General features: G+C 68.3%; 16 protein-coding genes and 1 pseudogene. 2 read left to right on the top strand and 15 right to left on the bottom strand.

The window, feature by feature from the left end:
• Positions 1–996 (bottom strand): stage II sporulation protein M, encoded by a 996-nt coding sequence (locus HD557_RS03375; RefSeq protein WP_008360982.1) that lies wholly within the window; start codon positions 994–996, stop codon positions 1–3.
• Between the two features lie 23 nt (positions 997–1,019).
• Between HD557_RS03375 and HD557_RS03370 the strand changes: the two genes are divergently transcribed.
• Positions 1,020–1,874 carry an RDD family protein gene (locus HD557_RS03370; RefSeq protein WP_196872814.1) on the top strand — a complete coding sequence of 285 codons (855 nt, stop codon included), beginning with the start codon at positions 1,020–1,022 and terminating at the stop codon, positions 1,872–1,874.
• Here the strand turns inward: HD557_RS03370 and HD557_RS03365 are convergent.
• The 9 genes from HD557_RS03365 to HD557_RS03325 form a co-directional block, all read right to left on the bottom strand.
• On the bottom strand, positions 1,871–2,488 hold the full coding sequence (locus tag HD557_RS03365; RefSeq protein WP_196872813.1) for a hypothetical protein: 618 nt from the start codon (positions 2,486–2,488) through the stop codon (positions 1,871–1,873). The two genes, HD557_RS03370 and HD557_RS03365, sit on opposite strands and share 4 nt — an antisense overlap.
• A gap of 57 nt (positions 2,489–2,545) precedes the next feature.
• On the bottom strand, positions 2,546–3,277 hold the full coding sequence (gene trmB / locus HD557_RS03360) for a tRNA (guanosine(46)-N7)-methyltransferase TrmB (protein WP_196872812.1): 732 nt from the start codon (positions 3,275–3,277) through the stop codon (positions 2,546–2,548).
• 162 nt (positions 3,278–3,439) lie between these two features.
• Complete coding sequence (gene tuf, locus HD557_RS03355; RefSeq protein WP_196872811.1) at positions 3,440–4,633, bottom strand: elongation factor Tu; 1,194 nt, start codon at positions 4,631–4,633, stop codon at positions 3,440–3,442.
• Positions 4,634–4,717: 84 nt separating this feature from the next.
• Entirely contained in the window at positions 4,718–6,832 is a 2,115-nt protein-coding gene (gene fusA, locus HD557_RS03350; RefSeq protein ID WP_008360969.1) for an elongation factor G, read from the bottom strand.
• An 83-nt stretch (positions 6,833–6,915) separates the two neighbouring features.
• Positions 6,916–7,386, bottom strand: a complete 471-nt coding sequence (rpsG, locus tag HD557_RS03345; RefSeq protein WP_008360967.1) for a 30S ribosomal protein S7 — start codon at positions 7,384–7,386, stop codon at positions 6,916–6,918.
• A gap of 1 nt (position 7,387) precedes the next feature.
• Positions 7,388–7,759, bottom strand: a complete 372-nt coding sequence (gene rpsL / locus HD557_RS03340; RefSeq protein ID WP_008360965.1) for a 30S ribosomal protein S12 — start codon at positions 7,757–7,759, stop codon at positions 7,388–7,390.
• 263 nt (positions 7,760–8,022) lie between these two features.
• Positions 8,023–9,273: an MFS transporter gene (locus HD557_RS03335; RefSeq protein ID WP_196872810.1), complete on the bottom strand. Its 1,251-nt coding sequence runs from the start codon at positions 9,271–9,273 to the stop codon at positions 8,023–8,025.
• Positions 9,270–9,731, bottom strand: coding sequence for a MarR family winged helix-turn-helix transcriptional regulator (locus HD557_RS03330; protein ID WP_040756146.1), 462 nt, complete (start codon positions 9,729–9,731; stop codon positions 9,270–9,272). Before HD557_RS03330 ends, HD557_RS03335 begins: the two co-directional genes overlap by 4 nt.
• A gap of 77 nt (positions 9,732–9,808) precedes the next feature.
• On the bottom strand, positions 9,809–9,958 hold the full coding sequence (locus HD557_RS03325) for a DUF1059 domain-containing protein (protein ID WP_008360959.1): 150 nt from the start codon (positions 9,956–9,958) through the stop codon (positions 9,809–9,811).
• 72 nt (positions 9,959–10,030) lie between these two features.
• Here HD557_RS03325 and HD557_RS28025 point away from each other — a divergent pair, with 72 nt between their 5' ends.
• On the top strand, positions 10,031–10,417 hold the full coding sequence (locus HD557_RS28025) for a DUF2530 domain-containing protein (protein ID WP_008360952.1): 387 nt from the start codon (positions 10,031–10,033) through the stop codon (positions 10,415–10,417).
• Here the strand turns inward: HD557_RS28025 and HD557_RS03315 are convergent.
• The 5 genes and pseudogenes from HD557_RS03315 to HD557_RS03295 form a co-directional block, all read right to left on the bottom strand.
• Positions 10,414–11,208 carry a DUF3027 domain-containing protein gene (locus HD557_RS03315; RefSeq protein WP_040756142.1) on the bottom strand — a complete coding sequence of 265 codons (795 nt, stop codon included), beginning with the start codon at positions 11,206–11,208 and terminating at the stop codon, positions 10,414–10,416. The two genes, HD557_RS28025 and HD557_RS03315, sit on opposite strands and share 4 nt — an antisense overlap.
• A gap of 187 nt (positions 11,209–11,395) precedes the next feature.
• Positions 11,396–11,974 carry a GTP-binding protein gene (locus tag HD557_RS03310; RefSeq protein ID WP_008360949.1) on the bottom strand — a complete coding sequence of 193 codons (579 nt, stop codon included), beginning with the start codon at positions 11,972–11,974 and terminating at the stop codon, positions 11,396–11,398.
• Between the two features lie 13 nt (positions 11,975–11,987).
• Positions 11,988–12,338 (bottom strand): DUF742 domain-containing protein, encoded by a 351-nt coding sequence (locus HD557_RS03305; protein WP_008360948.1) that lies wholly within the window; start codon positions 12,336–12,338, stop codon positions 11,988–11,990.
• Between the two features lie 27 nt (positions 12,339–12,365).
• Positions 12,366–12,679 (bottom strand): annotated as a pseudogene (locus tag HD557_RS03300) (roadblock/LC7 domain-containing protein).
• A gap of 77 nt (positions 12,680–12,756) precedes the next feature.
• Entirely contained in the window at positions 12,757–16,065 is a 3,309-nt protein-coding gene (locus tag HD557_RS03295) for a nitrate- and nitrite sensing domain-containing protein (protein WP_196872809.1), read from the bottom strand.
• Positions 16,066–16,090: the final 25 nt, after the last annotated feature.

The raw sequence follows: 16,090 nt of genomic DNA, 5'->3' as shown, positions 1-16,090 counted from the left end.
CTAGGCCTGGGTGGCGACGCGGTCCTCGAGGAGACGCTCGTCGATGTCGCCGGTCTCGCCGTGAGAGGCGGCGGCACGGCCGACGATGAAGACGTACGCGAAGAAGGCGAGCTCGGCGAGGATGCCGATGCCGACACGTGCCCAGGTGGGCAGGGGCGAGGGGGTGACGAAGGCTTCGATGATCCCCGAGATCAGCAGCACGACGATGAGGCCGAGGGCGATGCCGCCGGCGGTGCGGCCCTCCCGGGCCATCGACTGACCGCGGGTCAGCGAGCCGGGGTCGATCCAGGACCAGAAGATCCGCAGGCCGACGGCGCCGGCGACGAAGACGGCGGTGAGCTCGAGCAGACCGTGGGGCAGGATCAGGCCCCAGAACAGGCCGCCGCGGTCGTTGCGGTGCATCAGGGTGCCGATGATCGCCAGGTTGGAGATGTTCTGGAACATCGAGTAGATCACCGGCAGCCCGAGCACGCCCAGAGCGATGCAGATGAACGAGACCCAGACGTTGTTGACCCAGACCTGGGTGGCGAACGACGAGGCCGCGTGCTCGCTGTAGTAGCCCTCGATGTCGTGCTCGACCAGCTGCTTGATCTGCTCCGGCCCGAGCAGCGACTGCTCGACCTCCGGGTGGCGCAGCAGCCACCAGATCATCACCGCGGTGAGGATCACGTTGGCCGCCATCATCCCCAGCCACCACCACCGCAGCCGGTAGAGCGCGGCCGGGAACCGGTGGGTGAAGAACCGCAGGAAGCCCGACCAGGTGCTCGTCCGGGTGCCGGTGGTGCGGTTGCGGGCCGCGGCCAGCAGCACCGATAGGTGCTGGACGACGGTCGGGTCGGGGGCGTTGCTGCGGACCACGGACAGCTGGGTGCTCACCCGCTGATAGAGCTCGACCAGCTCGTCGGCCTGCGCACCGCTCAGCCGGCGCTCCCCCAGCAGCTGCTCGAGCCTGGTCCGGTCGGCCGCGGTCGCAGCCAGATACGCATCGAGATCCACGCCCGCAGCGTACGCTGACCGCCATGACCCCCGCGCCGCAATCGCCCGAGCAGCGCCCCCAGGAGCGGGCACGTCCCGAGCGGGCACTGCTCACCGAGGACGATCTGATCACCGGAGACGCGGTAGCCCTGGACCTTCCGGCCGCCGGCCTGGGGATGCGGCTGCTGTCGGGCCTCATCGACGTGCTCGTGGTGACCGCGCTGCTCGTCGTGACGCTGTTCGTCTTCATGACCGCCGCTCCGGCGACCGACGAGGCCCTCGCCTGGGCCGCCTACATCGCCGCCACCGCCTCGGTCCTGCTGGTCTTCCCGACGATCATCGAGACGCTCACGCGCGGCCGCTCGCTCGGCAAGCTCGCGCTCGGCCTGCGCACGGTGCGCGACGACGGCGGCGCGATCAGCTTCCACCATGCGTTCGTGCGCGCCCTGGTCGGCGTCATCGAGATCTACGGCACCAGCGGCGCGGCGGCCTTCCTCACCGCGATGATCCACCCGCGCGGCAAGCGCCTGGGTGACATCGCGGCCGGGACGTACGTGATCCGGGTGCGGGTCCCGCTGCGCCCGCCGGCACCGATCCAGATGCCTCCGCCGCTCGCCGCCTGGGCCTCCCGTGCCGACGTCGCCACCATCCCGGTCGGGCTGTCCCTGGCGGTGCGGCGGTTCCTGTCCGGGGAAGTCGGCACGCACACCGACCCGGTCCGCCGCCACGCGCTGGCCGAGCGTCTGGCGACCAGCGTGCAGGAGTACGTCGCCCCCGGCCCTCCCCCGGGCACACCGCCGGAGGCGTACCTGGCCGCAGTGCTCGCCACCCGCCGTGACCGCGACGCGGCCCGGCTGGCCCGCGACGAGGAGCTCCGGGCTCGCCTCACCGCTCGCTAGGGCTTCCTGAGCCGCTTGGCGCTGAGCCCGACCGCCTTCAGCTCCAGCTCGGCGAGCTTCGCCACCACGTCGGCGTCGCCGTCGCGCCAGGCCCTGACCGGGTCGTCGCTGATCTTGACGAGCTTGTGCAGCGGCTGGGTCGACATCGCCCGCAGCGCCACCAGGTCGGCGCCGGTGCCTGCCTCCAGGAACCGCTGGGTCGAGGTCGCGGTGCGGATGAACCGCCACCGCAGCGGGACGTAGACCAGCAGCCACATCAGCACCGGGACGACCACGACGGCGATCGCCAGCCCGATCGCGATGGTGGAGACGGCATCGACCTGGGCCTCCCCGGCCGCGCGGAGCTGGTCGGCCGCCTTCGCGGCCCCCTCGAACGGCGCGGCGATGCCGTCCTTGACGAGCGGCAGGTCATCGACCCGGCCGGCCGCCTCGAGCATCTTCGCGGAGAGCGCGGTGCCGGCCTCGTCCATCTTCTCGCCGGGCACGGCGAGCGCCGAGACCAGCTCGTGGACGAGCTTCCCGAGGAGGACCCAACCGACGATCCACGCCACCGTCAGCAGGTCGGCGAAAAGCTGGGCAACGCGGCGCGAGGGCGTGTCGGCGTACAACTTCATGTCGTCGATCCTGACGGCTCCGAGCCCACAGATCAGTGACGACACGGGTAGTTGGGGTCAACGCCTCCGGTAGAGCAGATCGGTGATGACCCGATCCTTGGCCAGACCCTTGCGCTCGAACTTGGTCACCGGGCGCTCGTCCCAGCGCTCGACCACCCCACCGCTCAGCAGCGGCTCCGCGTCGAGGACCTCGACCATCTGCTCGGCGTACTCGACCCAGTCGGTCGCCAGCCGCCAGGTCCCGCCCGACTCGAGCCGCTCCGCGATCATCCGCGCGTTGGTGGCAGTGACCAGGCGGCGCTTGTGGTGGCGGGTCTTGTGCCACGGGTCGGGGAAGAACGTCCAGATCTCGCGGACCGACTCCGGGGCGACGATGTTCTCGAGCATCCAGAGCGCGTCGACGCTGCAGAACCGCACGTTCGTCGCGCCCGCCGCGCCCACACGGCCGAGGCTCTCCGCGACACCGGGCCGCCACACCTCCAGCGCCAGGATGTTGGCCTCGGGTCGGTTGGCCGCCAGCACCGCGGTCGCCTCCCCCACGCCGCCGCCGATGTCGACGACCAGCGGACCCTGGCGACCGAACCAGCTCTCCAGCGAGAAGCCCGCCTCGTCGACCGCCTCGTCGGGGATCACCCATTCGGCGGCGTACGCGTCCCAGGCCTTCTGCTGCTTGGTGTCCAGGCGGCTGCCTCGGCGGGTGTAGGTGAGGACCTCTCGTACCGTGCGGCCGTCGTCCAGGAGCTTTTGGTGAGGTCTTGCGGGGCGTACGCCCTTGTCTGGCTCTGTCATTTCTTTCGCCTTGGTCTCGTGCCCGCGCCGACGCGGCGCAATCCGGTCCTCGCTTCGCTCCGGTCCGTTTGCGCCGAGTCAGCGCTCGTTCGATCGCTTGACCACAGCAAAGGACCCCCTTCGCCTTGCGGCTCCGGGGGCCCTTCACTGTGGATCAGACGATCACTTGATGATCTTCGTAACCCGACCCGCGCCGACGGTGCGACCGCCCTCACGGATAGCGAACTTCAGACCCTCGTCCATCGCGATGGGCTGGATGAGCTCGACCGACATCTCGGTGTTGTCACCCGGCATGACCATCTCGGTGCCCTCGGGGAGGGTCACAACCCCGGTCACGTCCGTGGTCCGGAAGTAGAACTGCGGACGGTAGTTGTTGAAGAACGGGGTGTGACGGCCACCCTCCTCCTTCGAGAGGATGTAGACAGAGCCCTCGAAGTTGGTGTGCGGGGTGGTGGTGCCCGGCTTGATGACAACCATGCCGCGCTCGACGTCCTCGCGCTTGGTGCCACGGAGCAGCAGACCGACGTTCTCACCGGCCTGGCCCTCGTCGAGCAGCTTGCGGAACATCTCGACACCGGTGACGGTGGTCTTCTGAGAGGTCTCGCGGATGCCGACGATCTCGACCTCCTCGCCGACCTTGACGACGCCGCGCTCGATACGACCGGTGATGACGGTGCCACGACCGGTGATCGTGAAGACGTCCTCAACGGGCATCAGGAACGGCTTGTCGGTCTCGCGAGCCGGGGTCGGGATGTAGTCGTCGACGGCCTGCATGAGCTCGGCGACCGAGTTCATCCACTTCTCCTCGCCCTGCAGGGCGGGGAAGGCGGCAACGCGCACGACCGGGATGTCGTCACCCGGGAACTCGTACTCGCTGAGGAGCTCGCGCACCTCCATCTCGACGAGCTCGATGAGCTCCTCGTCGTCGACCATGTCGCACTTGTTGAGCGCGACGACGATCGACGGCACGCCGACCTGGCGGGCCAGGAGCACGTGCTCCTTGGTCTGCGGCATCGGGCCGTCGGTGGCGGCGACCACGAGGATCGCGCCGTCCATCTGCGCGGCACCGGTGATCATGTTCTTGATGTAGTCCGCGTGACCCGGGCAGTCGACGTGGGCGTAGTGACGCGACTCGGTCTGGTACTCGATGTGCGCGATCGAGATCGTGATCCCGCGCTGGCGCTCCTCGGGAGCCTTGTCGATGTCCTCGAACGCGAACTCCGGGTTCAGGTCCGGGTACTTCGCGTGCAGCACCTTCGAGATCGCCGCGGTAAGAGTGGTCTTACCGTGGTCGATGTGACCGATGGTACCGATGTTGACGTGCGGCTTGGTCCGCTCGAACTTCGCCTTAGCCACTGTGGGCTCCTCCTGGTGTGATTTTCTTACTGACTCGTACTGAGTGGTGTTGCTGCCGAAGTCCCTGGACGGGCGACCCGAAGGTCACTCGCCACGGGCCTTCTTGATGATCTCGTCGGCGACGTTCGTGGGAACCTCGGCGTACGAGTCGAACTCCATCGAGTACGACGCCTGACCGCTGGTCTTGGACCGGAGGTCACCGACGTACCCGAACATCTCGGACAGCGGGACGAGAGCCTGGACGACCATGTCGCCGTGGCGCTCCTCCTGCGAAGACACCTGGCCGCGACGGGAGTTGATGTCACCGATAACGGTGCCGAGGAACGACTCGGGGGTCGTGACCTCGACGGCGAACATCGGCTCCAGCAGGACGGCCTTCGCCATGCGGGCGGCCTCCTTGAAGGCCTGGTTGCCGGCGATCTTGAAGGCGAGCTCGGAGGAGTCGACGTCGTGGTAGGCGCCGTCCTCGAGCGAGACCTTCACATCGACCATGGGGAAGCCGGCGAGAATACCGAACTCCATGGCGTCCTGAGCACCCTGGTCGACCGAGGGGATGTACTCCTTCGGCACGCGACCACCGGTGACGTTGTTGACGAACTCGTAGCCCGCGCCCTGGCCGGTCTCCTCGTCGACGTTCGGCTCGACGGAGATGACGACCTTCGCGAACTGGCCCGAACCACCGGTCTGCTTCTTGTGGGTGTAGCTGTGGTTCTCGACCTTCTTGCGGAGCGTCTCGCGGTAGGCGACCTGCGGCTTGCCGACGGTCGCCTCGACCTTGAACTCACGCTTCATCCGGTCGACGAAGACCTCGAGGTGGAGCTCGCCCATACCAGCGATGATGGTCTGGCCGGTCTGCTCGTCGGTCTTGACCGTGAAGGTCGGGTCCTCCTCGGTGAGGCGCTGAATCGCCGTACCGAGCTTCTGCTGGTCACCCTTGGTCTTCGGCTCGATGGCGACCTCGATCACCGGGGCCGGGAAGCTCATCGACTCGAGCACGACCGGGTTGGACGGGTCGCACAGGGTGTGGCCGGTCTTGGTGTCCTTCAGACCCATGACGGCCACGATCTGGCCGGCGCCCACCGAGTTGATCTCCTCACGCTTGTTCGCGTGCATCTGGTAGATCTTGCCGATGCGCTCCTTGCGGCCGTTGATCGGGTTGACCACGGTCGCACCCGCCTCGACCTTGCCGGAGTAGACGCGCAGGTAGAACAGCTTGCCCAGGTGCGGGTCGGAGGCGATCTTGAAGACCAGACCGGAGAACGGCTCGTCCTCGGAAGGCTTGCGGGAGACCTCGACCTCCTCGTCCTTGACGTCGTGGCCGATGATCGACTCGACATCGATGGGCGAGGGCAGGTAGTCGACGATCGCGTCGAGCAGGGGCTGGACGCCCTTGTTCTTGAACGCGGTGCCGGTGAGGATCGGGTTGAGCTTGTCGGCGAGGGTCGCGCGACGGATGGCGGCCTTCAGGGTGGGAACGTCGAAGACGTCGCCCTCCTCGAGGTAGACCTCCATGATGTCGTCGTCGGCCTCGGCGAGGGTCTCGACGAGCTTCTCGCGCCACTCGGCGGCCTTGTCGGTCATGTCGGCGGGGATCGCCTCGATGACGTAGTCCTCACCCTGCTGGGTCTCGCCGCGCCAGACCTTGGCGTTCATCTCGATCAGGTCGACGACGCCGATGAAGTCGGACTCGGCACCGATCGGCAGCTGCAGGACCAGCGGGGTGGCGTGCAGCTTGTCGACGATGGAGTCGACGACCATGTAGAAGTCGGCACCGGTGCGGTCGAGCTTGTTGACGAAGCACATCCGCGGGACGGAGTACTTGTTCGCCTGACGCCACACGGTCTGCGACTGCGGCTCGACACCGGCCACACCGTCGAAGACGGCGACAGCACCGTCCAGGACGCGCAGCGAACGCTCCACCTCGACGGTGAAGTCGACGTGTCCCGGGGTGTCGATGATGTTGATCTGGTGGTCCTTCCACCAGCAGGTCGTCGCGGCAGACGTGATCGTGATGCCGCGCTCCTGCTCCTGCTCCATCCAGTCCATCGTGGCTGCGCCCTCGTGGACCTCACCGATCTTGTAGGAGATACCGGTGTAGAACAGGATGCGCTCGGTGGTGGTGGTCTTACCGGCATCGATGTGCGCCATGATGCCGATGTTGCGGACCACATTGAGGTCCGTGGTGATGTCGACGGCCACTGTCTTCAGCGTTCCTTAAAGAGATTGTCTTCGGTCTGGATGGGCGGGGTGCCCACGTGGTTCTGCAAGCACCCCGCCGTACGTCACCAGCGGTAGTGCGCGAAGGCCTTGTTGGACTCGGCCATCTTGTGAGTGTCCTCGCGCTTCTTCACAGCGGCACCGAGGCCGTTGCTCGCGTCGAGGATCTCGTTCATGAGGCGCTCGGCCATCGTCTTCTCACGACGGTCCTGGGCGTAACCGACGAGCCAGCGCAGCGCGAGCGTGGTGCCACGCGTGCCCTTGACCTCGACCGGAACCTGGTAGGTCGCGCCACCGACGCGGCGGGACTTGACCTCGATGGCCGGCTTCACGTTGTCCATCGCACGCTTGAGGGTGACCACGGGGTCGGTGCCGGTCTTCTCGCGGCAGCCCTCGAGGGCGGTGTAGACGATGCGCTGCGCAACCTGCTTCTTGCCGTCCTGGAGGACCTTGCTGACGAGCTGGGTTACGAGCTGCGAGCCGTAGACGGGGTCGACGACGAGCGGACGCTTGGGAGCGGGACCCTTACGAGGCATCTCACTTCTCCTTCTTGGCGCCGTAGCGGCTCCGGGCCTGCTTGCGGTTCTTCACGCCCTGGGTGTCGAGCGAGCCGCGAATGATCTTGTAACGAACACCGGGGAGGTCCTTCACACGACCGCCGCGGACGAGCACGATGGAGTGCTCCTGAAGGTTGTGGCCCACACCCGGGATGTAAGCGGTGACCTCGACGCCGGAGGAGAGGCGCACACGGGCGACCTTCCGGAGGGCGGAGTTCGGCTTCTTCGGGGTGGTGGTGTAGACGCGCGTGCAGACGCCACGGCGCTGCGGCGATCCCTTGAGGGCAGGCGTCTTCGACTTCGTCGCCTTGTCCTCGCGGCCCTTGCGGACCAGCTGGTTGATGGTGGGCACCTCGGTGGTTCCCCTTCTATTCTGCTCTCACGACGCGGCGCTCTGCCACGAAGGATCCAATGGTGTGCGTCCAGGTGGTGCGATACCAACTGGTCCCGCCTCGCCCCCGAGGTCGGGCGTGTCGCCCTTACCTCAACAGCACGAAGACGGATCTTTCGAACCGAATCCCCACTTGAGGGCGCCGAGCCCGGGTCCGAGACCCTTTTCTCGAGCTTGTTCCGGGCACGCGCGACGGCCTGGTTGTCCCAGACACGCTTCAGAGGCTACCCGGCGGCTTGAGAGGGGGTCAAAACGGCCCGGATACCACCTCGGAGTGCGGCTAGGAGCAGCACCCCCGCAAGCGTACCGAAGAGGACAAGGGCGCCACTGGCGTAGAGGGTCGTGCGGGCGCCGAAGTGTTCGCCGACGAAGCCGATGAGCGGGGCGCCCAGCGGGGTGCCGCCCATCAGGACGGTCATGTAGATCGCCATCACCCGGCCGCGGAACGCCGGGGCCGCCTCGGTCTGCATGGTGGCGTTGCAGGCGTTGAGGACCGTGATGGTGCAGAACCCGACGATCGGCCCGGTCAGGGCGAACAAGGCGTACGTCGGCATGAACCCCGACACGATGATGGACAGCCCGAACCCGGTGGCCGCCCCCACGATCAGCTTGAGCGGGATCCGGGTGCGGCGGGCGCCGAGCAGCGCACCGGAGAGGGAGCCGACGGCCAGGACGGTGCCGAGCAGGCCGTACTCGCTGGCGCCCTTGCCGAACTCCTCGGTCGCCATCAGCGCCGAGGTGATCGGGAAGTTCGCACCGAAGGTTCCGACGAAGAACACGATGACGAGGACCATCAGCATCTTGGGCTGCGTACGGATGTAACCGATGCCCTCGCGCAGCATCCCGCGGCGCCGGGCGACCGGTTCGGGCGAGTGCAGCTCGGCGGTGTTCATCCGCTGCAGCTGCCCGATCACGGCGAGGTAGGAGACCGCGTTGACGAGGATGACCCAGCCGGTCGCCTCGGGGCCGCTGCCCAGCCAGCCGATGAGGAGACCGGCCAGCGCCGGCCCGACCAGGCGGGCGAGGTTGAACGAGGCCGAGTTGAGACCGACGGCGTTGGTGAGGTCGTCGGGGTGGACCATCTCGGAGACGAACGACTGCCGGCCGGGGCCGTCGAAGGCGGCACCGGTGCCGAACAGGAAGGCGATCACGTAGACCATCCACACCTCGGCGTGGCCGCTCACCGCCAGCACACCGAGGAGCAGCGACATCAGGGCCATCCAGCCCTGGGCGGCCTGCAGCAGGCGGCGCTTCGGGAAGCGGTCGGCGATGACGCCGGCGTAGGGGCTGAGCAGGAGGATGGGGAGGAACTGGAGACCGGTGGTGATACCGAGTGCCGCTCCCCCGCCGCCCAGGCTGAGCACGAGCCAGTCCTGGGCGATGCGTTGCATCCAGGTGCCGACGTTGGAGACGACACTTCCGGCTAGGTAGAGGCGGTAGTTGTGGCTGCGCAGGGAACGGAACGTGGGACTCAACTGGTGGCTATTCTCTCCATGATCGAAGCGGCGGTGCGGAGGGCGGCGAGCTCGTCGGCATCGAGGCCGACGAGCTGCTGGGCGAGCCAGGCGTCGCGGCTCAGCCGGTCCTTGCGTACGGTCCGGCGGCCCTTGTCGGTGATCGAGACCAGCACCTGGCGGCGGTCGGTCTCACCCTGGCGGCGCACGACGTAGCCGCCCTCCTCGAGGAAGTTGACCATCCTGGTCATGCTCGGCGGCTGGACCCGCTCGCGTGCGGCGAGAGCGCCGAGGGTCATCTCGTCGTTGGCGTACAGCGCCCCGAGGACCGCCATCGACCCCAGCGAGAGGTCGTTGTCGGGGTGGCGCTCGTTGGCCAGGCGGCGGCGCATCCGCATGACGGAGGTGCGCAGCTCCGAGGCGACCTCGGGGATGTCGGAGGCCGCGTCGGGCGCGGAGACGGGCTGTGCGGTAGGCATGTCGGTAAGCATAACTGCTTACCGGCGCTAACTATTCCGGAAAGAGACGGCGCCCTGATGAGGGCGCCGTCACACGGTCAGGACATCGCGGCGAGCATGAGGATGTCGTCCCGGCTGTAGGTGCGGCCGGGGTGAGCCTCGGCGAGGTGCTCCTGCACCTGCTCGACCAGCTCGTCATCGGTCTCGGTGCGGAAGTTGGTGCCGCAAGGGCAGCGGAGCGAAGCCATCAGGACCTCCAGGTCGTCGAGTCGTACGCAGGGGCTCAGCGTCTCCAGACTAGCCCCCGATAGATTGGGGCCATGAGTGACCAGTACCGGGATGACGACTACTCCGGCGGCTACCCGGAGCAGCAGTACGACGGGTACGAGGGCGACTACTACCCCGCGGACGGCGACTACTCCCAGGACTACGGCTACGACCAGCCGCCCGTCGAGGAGCCGGTCGAGGTCCGACCCGAGCCCAAGATCGAGCTGGTCGACGAGGACGGTATCCGCGCCTTCGAGCTCGCCACCCTCGGCTGGCTCGTCGGGTTCGTGGCCCTGCTCCCCTTCTGGGGTCTGCTCAACGACCGCGGCTGGACCTGGTGGATCTGGACCTGCCTGGCCGCGTTCGGCATCGGTGCCATCGGCATCGAGCTGACCCGGCGCCGCAAGGCCCGTCGGCTGCGGGCCGAGGGCCTCGGCTAGAACGCCTCGACGTCGTCGCTGATCGTGTCGAAGACCGGGTCCGGCAGCGGCTGCGGCTCGTGCTTCTTCGCCAGCCGCACCTCCGAGTGCGCACCGCACCCGTGGTTGAGGCTGACCACCTTGCCGTCGTCGTTGGCGTCACCGTTGGCGCAGACGCCGAAGGTCGAGGCCAGGTGGCCGGTCAGGCGGACCAGGAAGCCACAGCTGTGGCACTGGTCGGGGGCGGCCTGGGCGAGCGGCGCCTCGGGGCCGCCCTCACCTGCGTACCACCGCTCGGCGGCGGCATCGAAGCCCGAGGTCGACAGGGTGCGGACACGACCGAGACCGAGATCCTTGGCGACCTCGCGCACCTGCGCCTTCTCGTCGGCGTCGAGCGGGTCGTCGCCGAAGGCGTACGTCGGGACCAGCCGGGCGTCGTCGTCCTCGACCGGGAGCAGGTCGCCGGGCGAGAGATCGCCGGGCTTGATCCGGTCGCGGTAGGGCACCCAGGCGGGGGCCACGATCGCGGCGTCGCCGGGAACGAGGACGACCTCGTTGACGGTCACCTCGGAGGCCTCGCCCAGGACCGGGACGTAGACGACCGTGACCGACCAGTGCCAGCCGACGTAGCCCTTGCGGGTGCAGGCGAACAGGTGGGTCACGACGCCTGGGCCGGCACCATTCTCGGCCACATGACCGAGATGTTCTCCGACGTCACCGGCTGGGACGTCGGACAGGAGCGCGGCGCGGGCCTCGTCGACGGCAGCGACGGCCGTCGCATCGGCGTACGGGGTCGTGATCACGGACCACATCTTCGCCCACAGGCGCCTCAGGTTCCACTTCGGGGTCACCTTGCGCCACCACAACCTGAACTTCCGCACAACGCGTCATCCTCCCAGACCCACGCCGCTACTGCACAGTCACGGCAGCCATTGAGATCTCATCAAAACGCCGACACCCGCCGGAGCGTGGCTACGGCGGGCGTCGGGTGACGCTCGGCTACTGGAGCGCGCGCGTGGAGACCATGGAGAGGACGTACTCGACGAGCGAGATCAGCGTCGCCTTGGTCGACTGGCGGTCGCGGGCGTCACAGGTGACGATCGGGATGTCCGGGCGCAGAGCCAGGGCCTCGCGGATCTGCTCCGGCTTGTAGGCCTGGTTGGCGCCGAAGACGTTGTGGGCCACGACGAACGGCACGTTGCGGGACTCGAAGTAGTCGATCGCGCCGAAGGAGTCGGCGAGTCGACGGGTGTCGATGAGCACCACGGCGCCGATGGCACCCTGGGTCAGGTCGTCCCACATGAACCAGAAGCGGTTCTGGCCGGGCGTGCCGAACAGGTAGAGGATCAGGTCGGAGTCGAGAGAGACCCGCCCGAAGTCCATCGCGACGGTCGTCGTCTTCTTGTTGGGCACGGCGGAGAGGTCGTCGACGCCGGCGGTCGCCTGCGTCATCACGGCCTCGGTCGTCAGGGGGACGATCTCCGAGACGGAGCCGACGAAGGTCGTCTTACCAACGCCGAACCCGCCGGCGATGACGATCTTCGCAGACATCGTCGCCTGCTTGGAGTCGGTGGTCACTGCATTACTCCTGTCAAAGCTTCCTCAGGCCGGACAGCACGCGCTCGAGGAGAGCGGTGTCCGGGGCGTCCGGGACCTTGCTGGCGTGCACCTGCACCACGCCGCGCTCCGCAAGGTCACCGATCAGGACTCGGGCAACACCCAGGGGCACCCGGATGAGCGCCGCAACCTCGGCGACGGAACGGCTCTCGCGGCAGAGCTCCGCGATCGTCCGCTCCTCTGGCGACCGGACGTAGCCGTCGATCACGTAGCGGTCGGTGATCACCAGGGCTTCCATCGGGAAGACGCGCTTGGGTTGCGTGCGGCCTCGAGTCAGGGCATACGGCCTGACCAGGGGCGGCGGTTCGGAGGCGTGGTTGCTCACGATCTCGGTCCTAAGCTCGGGCGCGCATCAGGCGCCGGTTCTGGTATCGGGGGTGAGGGCGGTGGCAACGCGCGAGATCAGCAGCTGCATCTGGTAGCCAACCTGTCCCAGATCGCAGTCGGGGGCGGCGAGGGCAGCAAGGCTGGAACCCTCACCAACCGCCATGAGGACCAGATAGCCACCGTCCATCTCGATGACCATCTGCTGGACATTACCCGCGGCGAAGCACCGAGCAGCTCCCTGGGTAAGACTCGTGAGACCGGAGGCGATCGCCGAGAGCTGGTCGGCCCGGTCCGGGGGAAGTCGACGGAGCTGGCCATCGGCATGCCATCAGCCGACACCAAGATCGCGTGAGCGATGTCGGGGGTGCGCTGGGTCAGGCTGTCGACAAGCCAGTCCAGTCCTGCGGGGGCCGTTGTCACTGCTGCTCCTCACCTTCGGGGTTGCTTTCCGCCTCAGCGGGGTTGTTGCGGGCGCGGCTGACGCCCTTCTGGAAGCTGGACATGCCACGGGTGCGGCGCGCGTCCATGTTACGCGGACCTGATGACGGTGGTGTGACCGATGGGGCCGCGCCTGGGATGAGGTTCTGACCCGGGACACGCACCGGGAGGCCACCCTGGGTGACCGTCGCCGGCTCCTGCTCCTGCAGCTTTTCCAGCTCCTGCGCCCGACGCCAGCCCTCATCACCCGGCGAGGACCAGCTGACCGGCGTGGTCGGCTCGTCGTCCTGGACGACCGGAGCCTCGCTGCGGTCCGCCGCGGGGGCGGGCGCAGCGGCGTCGCCGGGCGTGGGGCCCTGGCCGGCCTTGGCGGCCGGGCCGGCAGCCGGGCCGGCGAGCGGGTCGCTCAGCGGGTCACCGCCCTTCGCCTCCATCGCCCGGCGCGCGCCGAGCGGGCGGCGACGGGTGAACCACTCGGACTGGAGGTCGTCGAAGATCGAGCTGCCCTCGTCGTCGAGGATCGGGACCTCGGTGGTCGAGTCGAGCGGGTTCGGCGAGTTGGTCGGCTCCGGGGCCATCGGGCTCATCGGGGCGATCGCGTCACCGGCGGGACCGAACGGGTCGTCGTCGGGACCGAAGCCCGGCGGCGGCGTACGCGGCGTGGTGCGCTCGGCGGGACGCTCGAAGGTGCGGAACGCGCCGGTGTCGGTGCCGAACGGGCTGCCACCCTGGGCGCCCGGGTCGCGGCGAGGAAGGTCGCCGGTCTCGGTGCCCGGGTCGAAGCGGCCGTCGGGGAAGCGCGCGGCCAGGTCCTCGGCCTTGCGCACCGGCAGCATGTTGGACAGGAAGTTCTGCTGCGGTCCGCTCGACTGCGCCGGCTGCGACGGCTGGTTGCCGCCGAACGGGTCACCACCGAACGGGTCGCCGCCGTACTGCGGCTGGCCGCCGCTGTACTGCTGGGGCTGGGCCGGGAAGCTGCCCGTGCGCGCGGCCGGGGACTCGAAGCCCGGGTCGCCCGGCATCGGCGGAACGCCGCCGAAGGCAGGCTGCTGGCCCGTGTGCGGTCCGCTCTGGCCGAAGCCGTTGTGGCCGTTCGTGCCCTGCTGCGAGAAGCCGCCGCCACCGCCGTTGTTGGAGAGGTTGGGGTGGTTGGACGCACCGGGCGTACGGCTCGGCAGGGCCGGCGGCGCGGCCGCGGAGGCGGCGGGCGCCTCGGGTGCCGGGAGCGCACCGACGGGCACGTCGTAGGGATTGCCACCGGCGTAGGGCTGCGCGTCGTAGGCGGGCATCCCGTACTGCATCTCGTAGGGAAGCTCGCCGGCCACCGGATAGGCACCGGTCTGCTGGCCGTAGGCGCCCTGCTGGAAGGCGTAGGCGTCGAAGCCCTGCTGCTGACCCGACGGGGCCTCGGCGTGAGCGCCGACGATCGTGGTGACCGGCATCTCGACGCGCGCGACCACGCCGCGGGGGCGGTTGGGCACGAGCTCGATGTAGAGGCCGTGACGCGCCGCCAGGCGCGCGACCACGACCAGACCCATCATCCGGGCGACGTCGGCGTCGAGGCCGGTCGCGCGGCGCAGCTTCATGTTGGCCGCGTCGAGCTCCTCCGGCGTCATGCCGATACCGAGGTCCTCGATCTCGACCAGCAGCGGCGCGGCGGGGCCGGCGCGGAAGGTGCGGATCGTGACCGCGGTGTCGGGCGGGGAGAAGTTGGTGGCGTTCTCGATCAGCTCCGCGAGCAGGTGCACGAGGTCACCCGCGATCGCGCCCTCGAACTCGGCGTTCTCCTCGGAGTCGATGTCGACCCGGGCGAACTGCTCGATCTCGGAGGCCGCGGCACGGAGCACGTCGAGGACCGGGACCGGGCCACGAGCAGCGTGACCGATCTCGCCGCCCGCGAGAACCAGCAGGGACTCGTCGTTGCGGCGCATACGGGTCGCGAGGTGGTCCAGGCGGAACAGGTTCGCGAGGTCGTCGGGGTCCTGCTCGTTGGCCTCGAGCTGGTCGATGAGCTGGAGCTGGCGCTCGACGAGGCTCTGCGAACGGCGGGAGAGGTTCATGAACATCTTGTCGACGTTCGTACGCAGCTCGGCCTGCTCGCCCGCCAGCCGGATCGCCTCGACGTGGACCGCATCGAACGCGTCCGCGACGTCACCGATCTCGTCTCGGCGGGCGATGTCCAGCGGTTCCACATGGGTGTCGACCGGGCCGTCGGCCTGGTTCATGTAGGCGACTCGCTCCGGCAGGTCGTGGTTGGCCAGGTTGTAGGCCAGGCGGCGCAGCTGGCTCAGCGGCGACAGGATCGAGCGGGCGGCGACCAGACCGACGGCGAGGGCGAAGATCAGCACACCGAGGACGAGGACACCGATGACGATCGCGTCGCGGGTCGCGTCCTTCTTGATCTGCTCGACGTCGTCACTGATCTCCTGCGCGGTCTCGACGATCATCTTCTGCAGACCGCGGATGAACTCCGTGCTGGCGCCGGTGTACTGGTCCGGGGTCATCTTGACCCGGTCCATGCCGCCGCTGGTGATCACCTGGTTGACGACCCGGTGGGCAGGTGCCCCGATCGAGCCGTTGGTGGTGGTCTCGTTGGTCAGCTCGTCGAGCTGCTGGCGGATCTCGTCGGAGGTCTTGAGGTAGTAGTCGGCCGTGGACAGGCGCCACTTGGCCTCGGCACGGGCGAGCTCCGCGAACTGCTCGTCGGTGAGGACGTCGGGGTTGACCTGGCCGTTCTTCTCGGCGGCAGCCTTCTTGCTCAGCGCCTCCATCATGATCACGCGCTCGGTGCCCATCGCCTCCGAGGCGGGACGCACGTTGCTGATCGCGGCGATCTTGGAGAAGACCTCGTCGTTCTCCAGGGTCGGCATCTGCGCCGAGATCCCGAAGAGGTTGTTCATCACGGTCGTGTAGGCCAGCTGGGCCTCGACCTGGGTGTCCCGTTCCTGGATCTGCGCGCGCAGGTCGTCGATGCCGTTCAGCGCCTGCTGGATCTCGACGATGCTGTTCTCGAGGTCCTTGTCGTCGCCGGCGTCGATCTCCTTCGCCTTGGCGCTCCAGGCCTCGATCGACTCGTCGGTCGTCTGCTGCAGCGGCCGCATGACGACCTCGGGAACACCCGCGAGCGCACCGTCACGCTCGAACAGGATGTTGATCGCGAGGTTGTAGGTGTCAGGCAGTGCCTGGGCGACAGTCTCGGCCTGGCGTGCTTCCGCCTGGGCTGAGAGGGCGCGCGAAATGCTCAACCCGCCGAACACCATCGCCGCGATGGTCGGGATGAGCAGCACGAAGATCAGACGCGCTCGAATTCCC

It is taken from the genome of Nocardioides luteus (assembly GCF_015752315.1).
Lineage (GTDB): Bacteria > Actinomycetota > Actinomycetes > Propionibacteriales > Nocardioidaceae > Nocardioides.
Note: the sequence above shows the minus strand (reverse complement) of the source record. Positions and strands in the feature narration are given on the sequence as shown.

Excerpts from the sequence above, each read along its gene's own strand:
- HD557_RS03370 (WP_196872814.1), top strand. The coding sequence starts at position 1,020 with ATGACCCCCGCGCCGCAATCGCCCGAGCAGCGCCCCCAGGAGCGGGCA.
- HD557_RS03365 (WP_196872813.1), bottom strand. The coding sequence starts at position 2,488 with ATGAAGTTGTACGCCGACACGCCCTCGCGCCGCGTTGCCCAGCTTTTC.
- trmB (WP_196872812.1), bottom strand. The coding sequence starts at position 3,277 with ATGACAGAGCCAGACAAGGGCGTACGCCCCGCAAGACCTCACCAAAAG.
- rpsG (WP_008360967.1), bottom strand. The coding sequence starts at position 7,386 with ATGCCTCGTAAGGGTCCCGCTCCCAAGCGTCCGCTCGTCGTCGACCCC.
- HD557_RS03330 (WP_040756146.1), bottom strand. The coding sequence starts at position 9,731 with ATGCCTACCGCACAGCCCGTCTCCGCGCCCGACGCGGCCTCCGACATC.
- HD557_RS03325 (WP_008360959.1), bottom strand. The coding sequence starts at position 9,958 with ATGGCTTCGCTCCGCTGCCCTTGCGGCACCAACTTCCGCACCGAGACC.
- HD557_RS28025 (WP_008360952.1), top strand. The coding sequence starts at position 10,031 with ATGAGTGACCAGTACCGGGATGACGACTACTCCGGCGGCTACCCGGAG.
- HD557_RS03315 (WP_040756142.1), bottom strand. The coding sequence starts at position 11,208 with ATGTGGTCCGTGATCACGACCCCGTACGCCGATGCGACGGCCGTCGCT.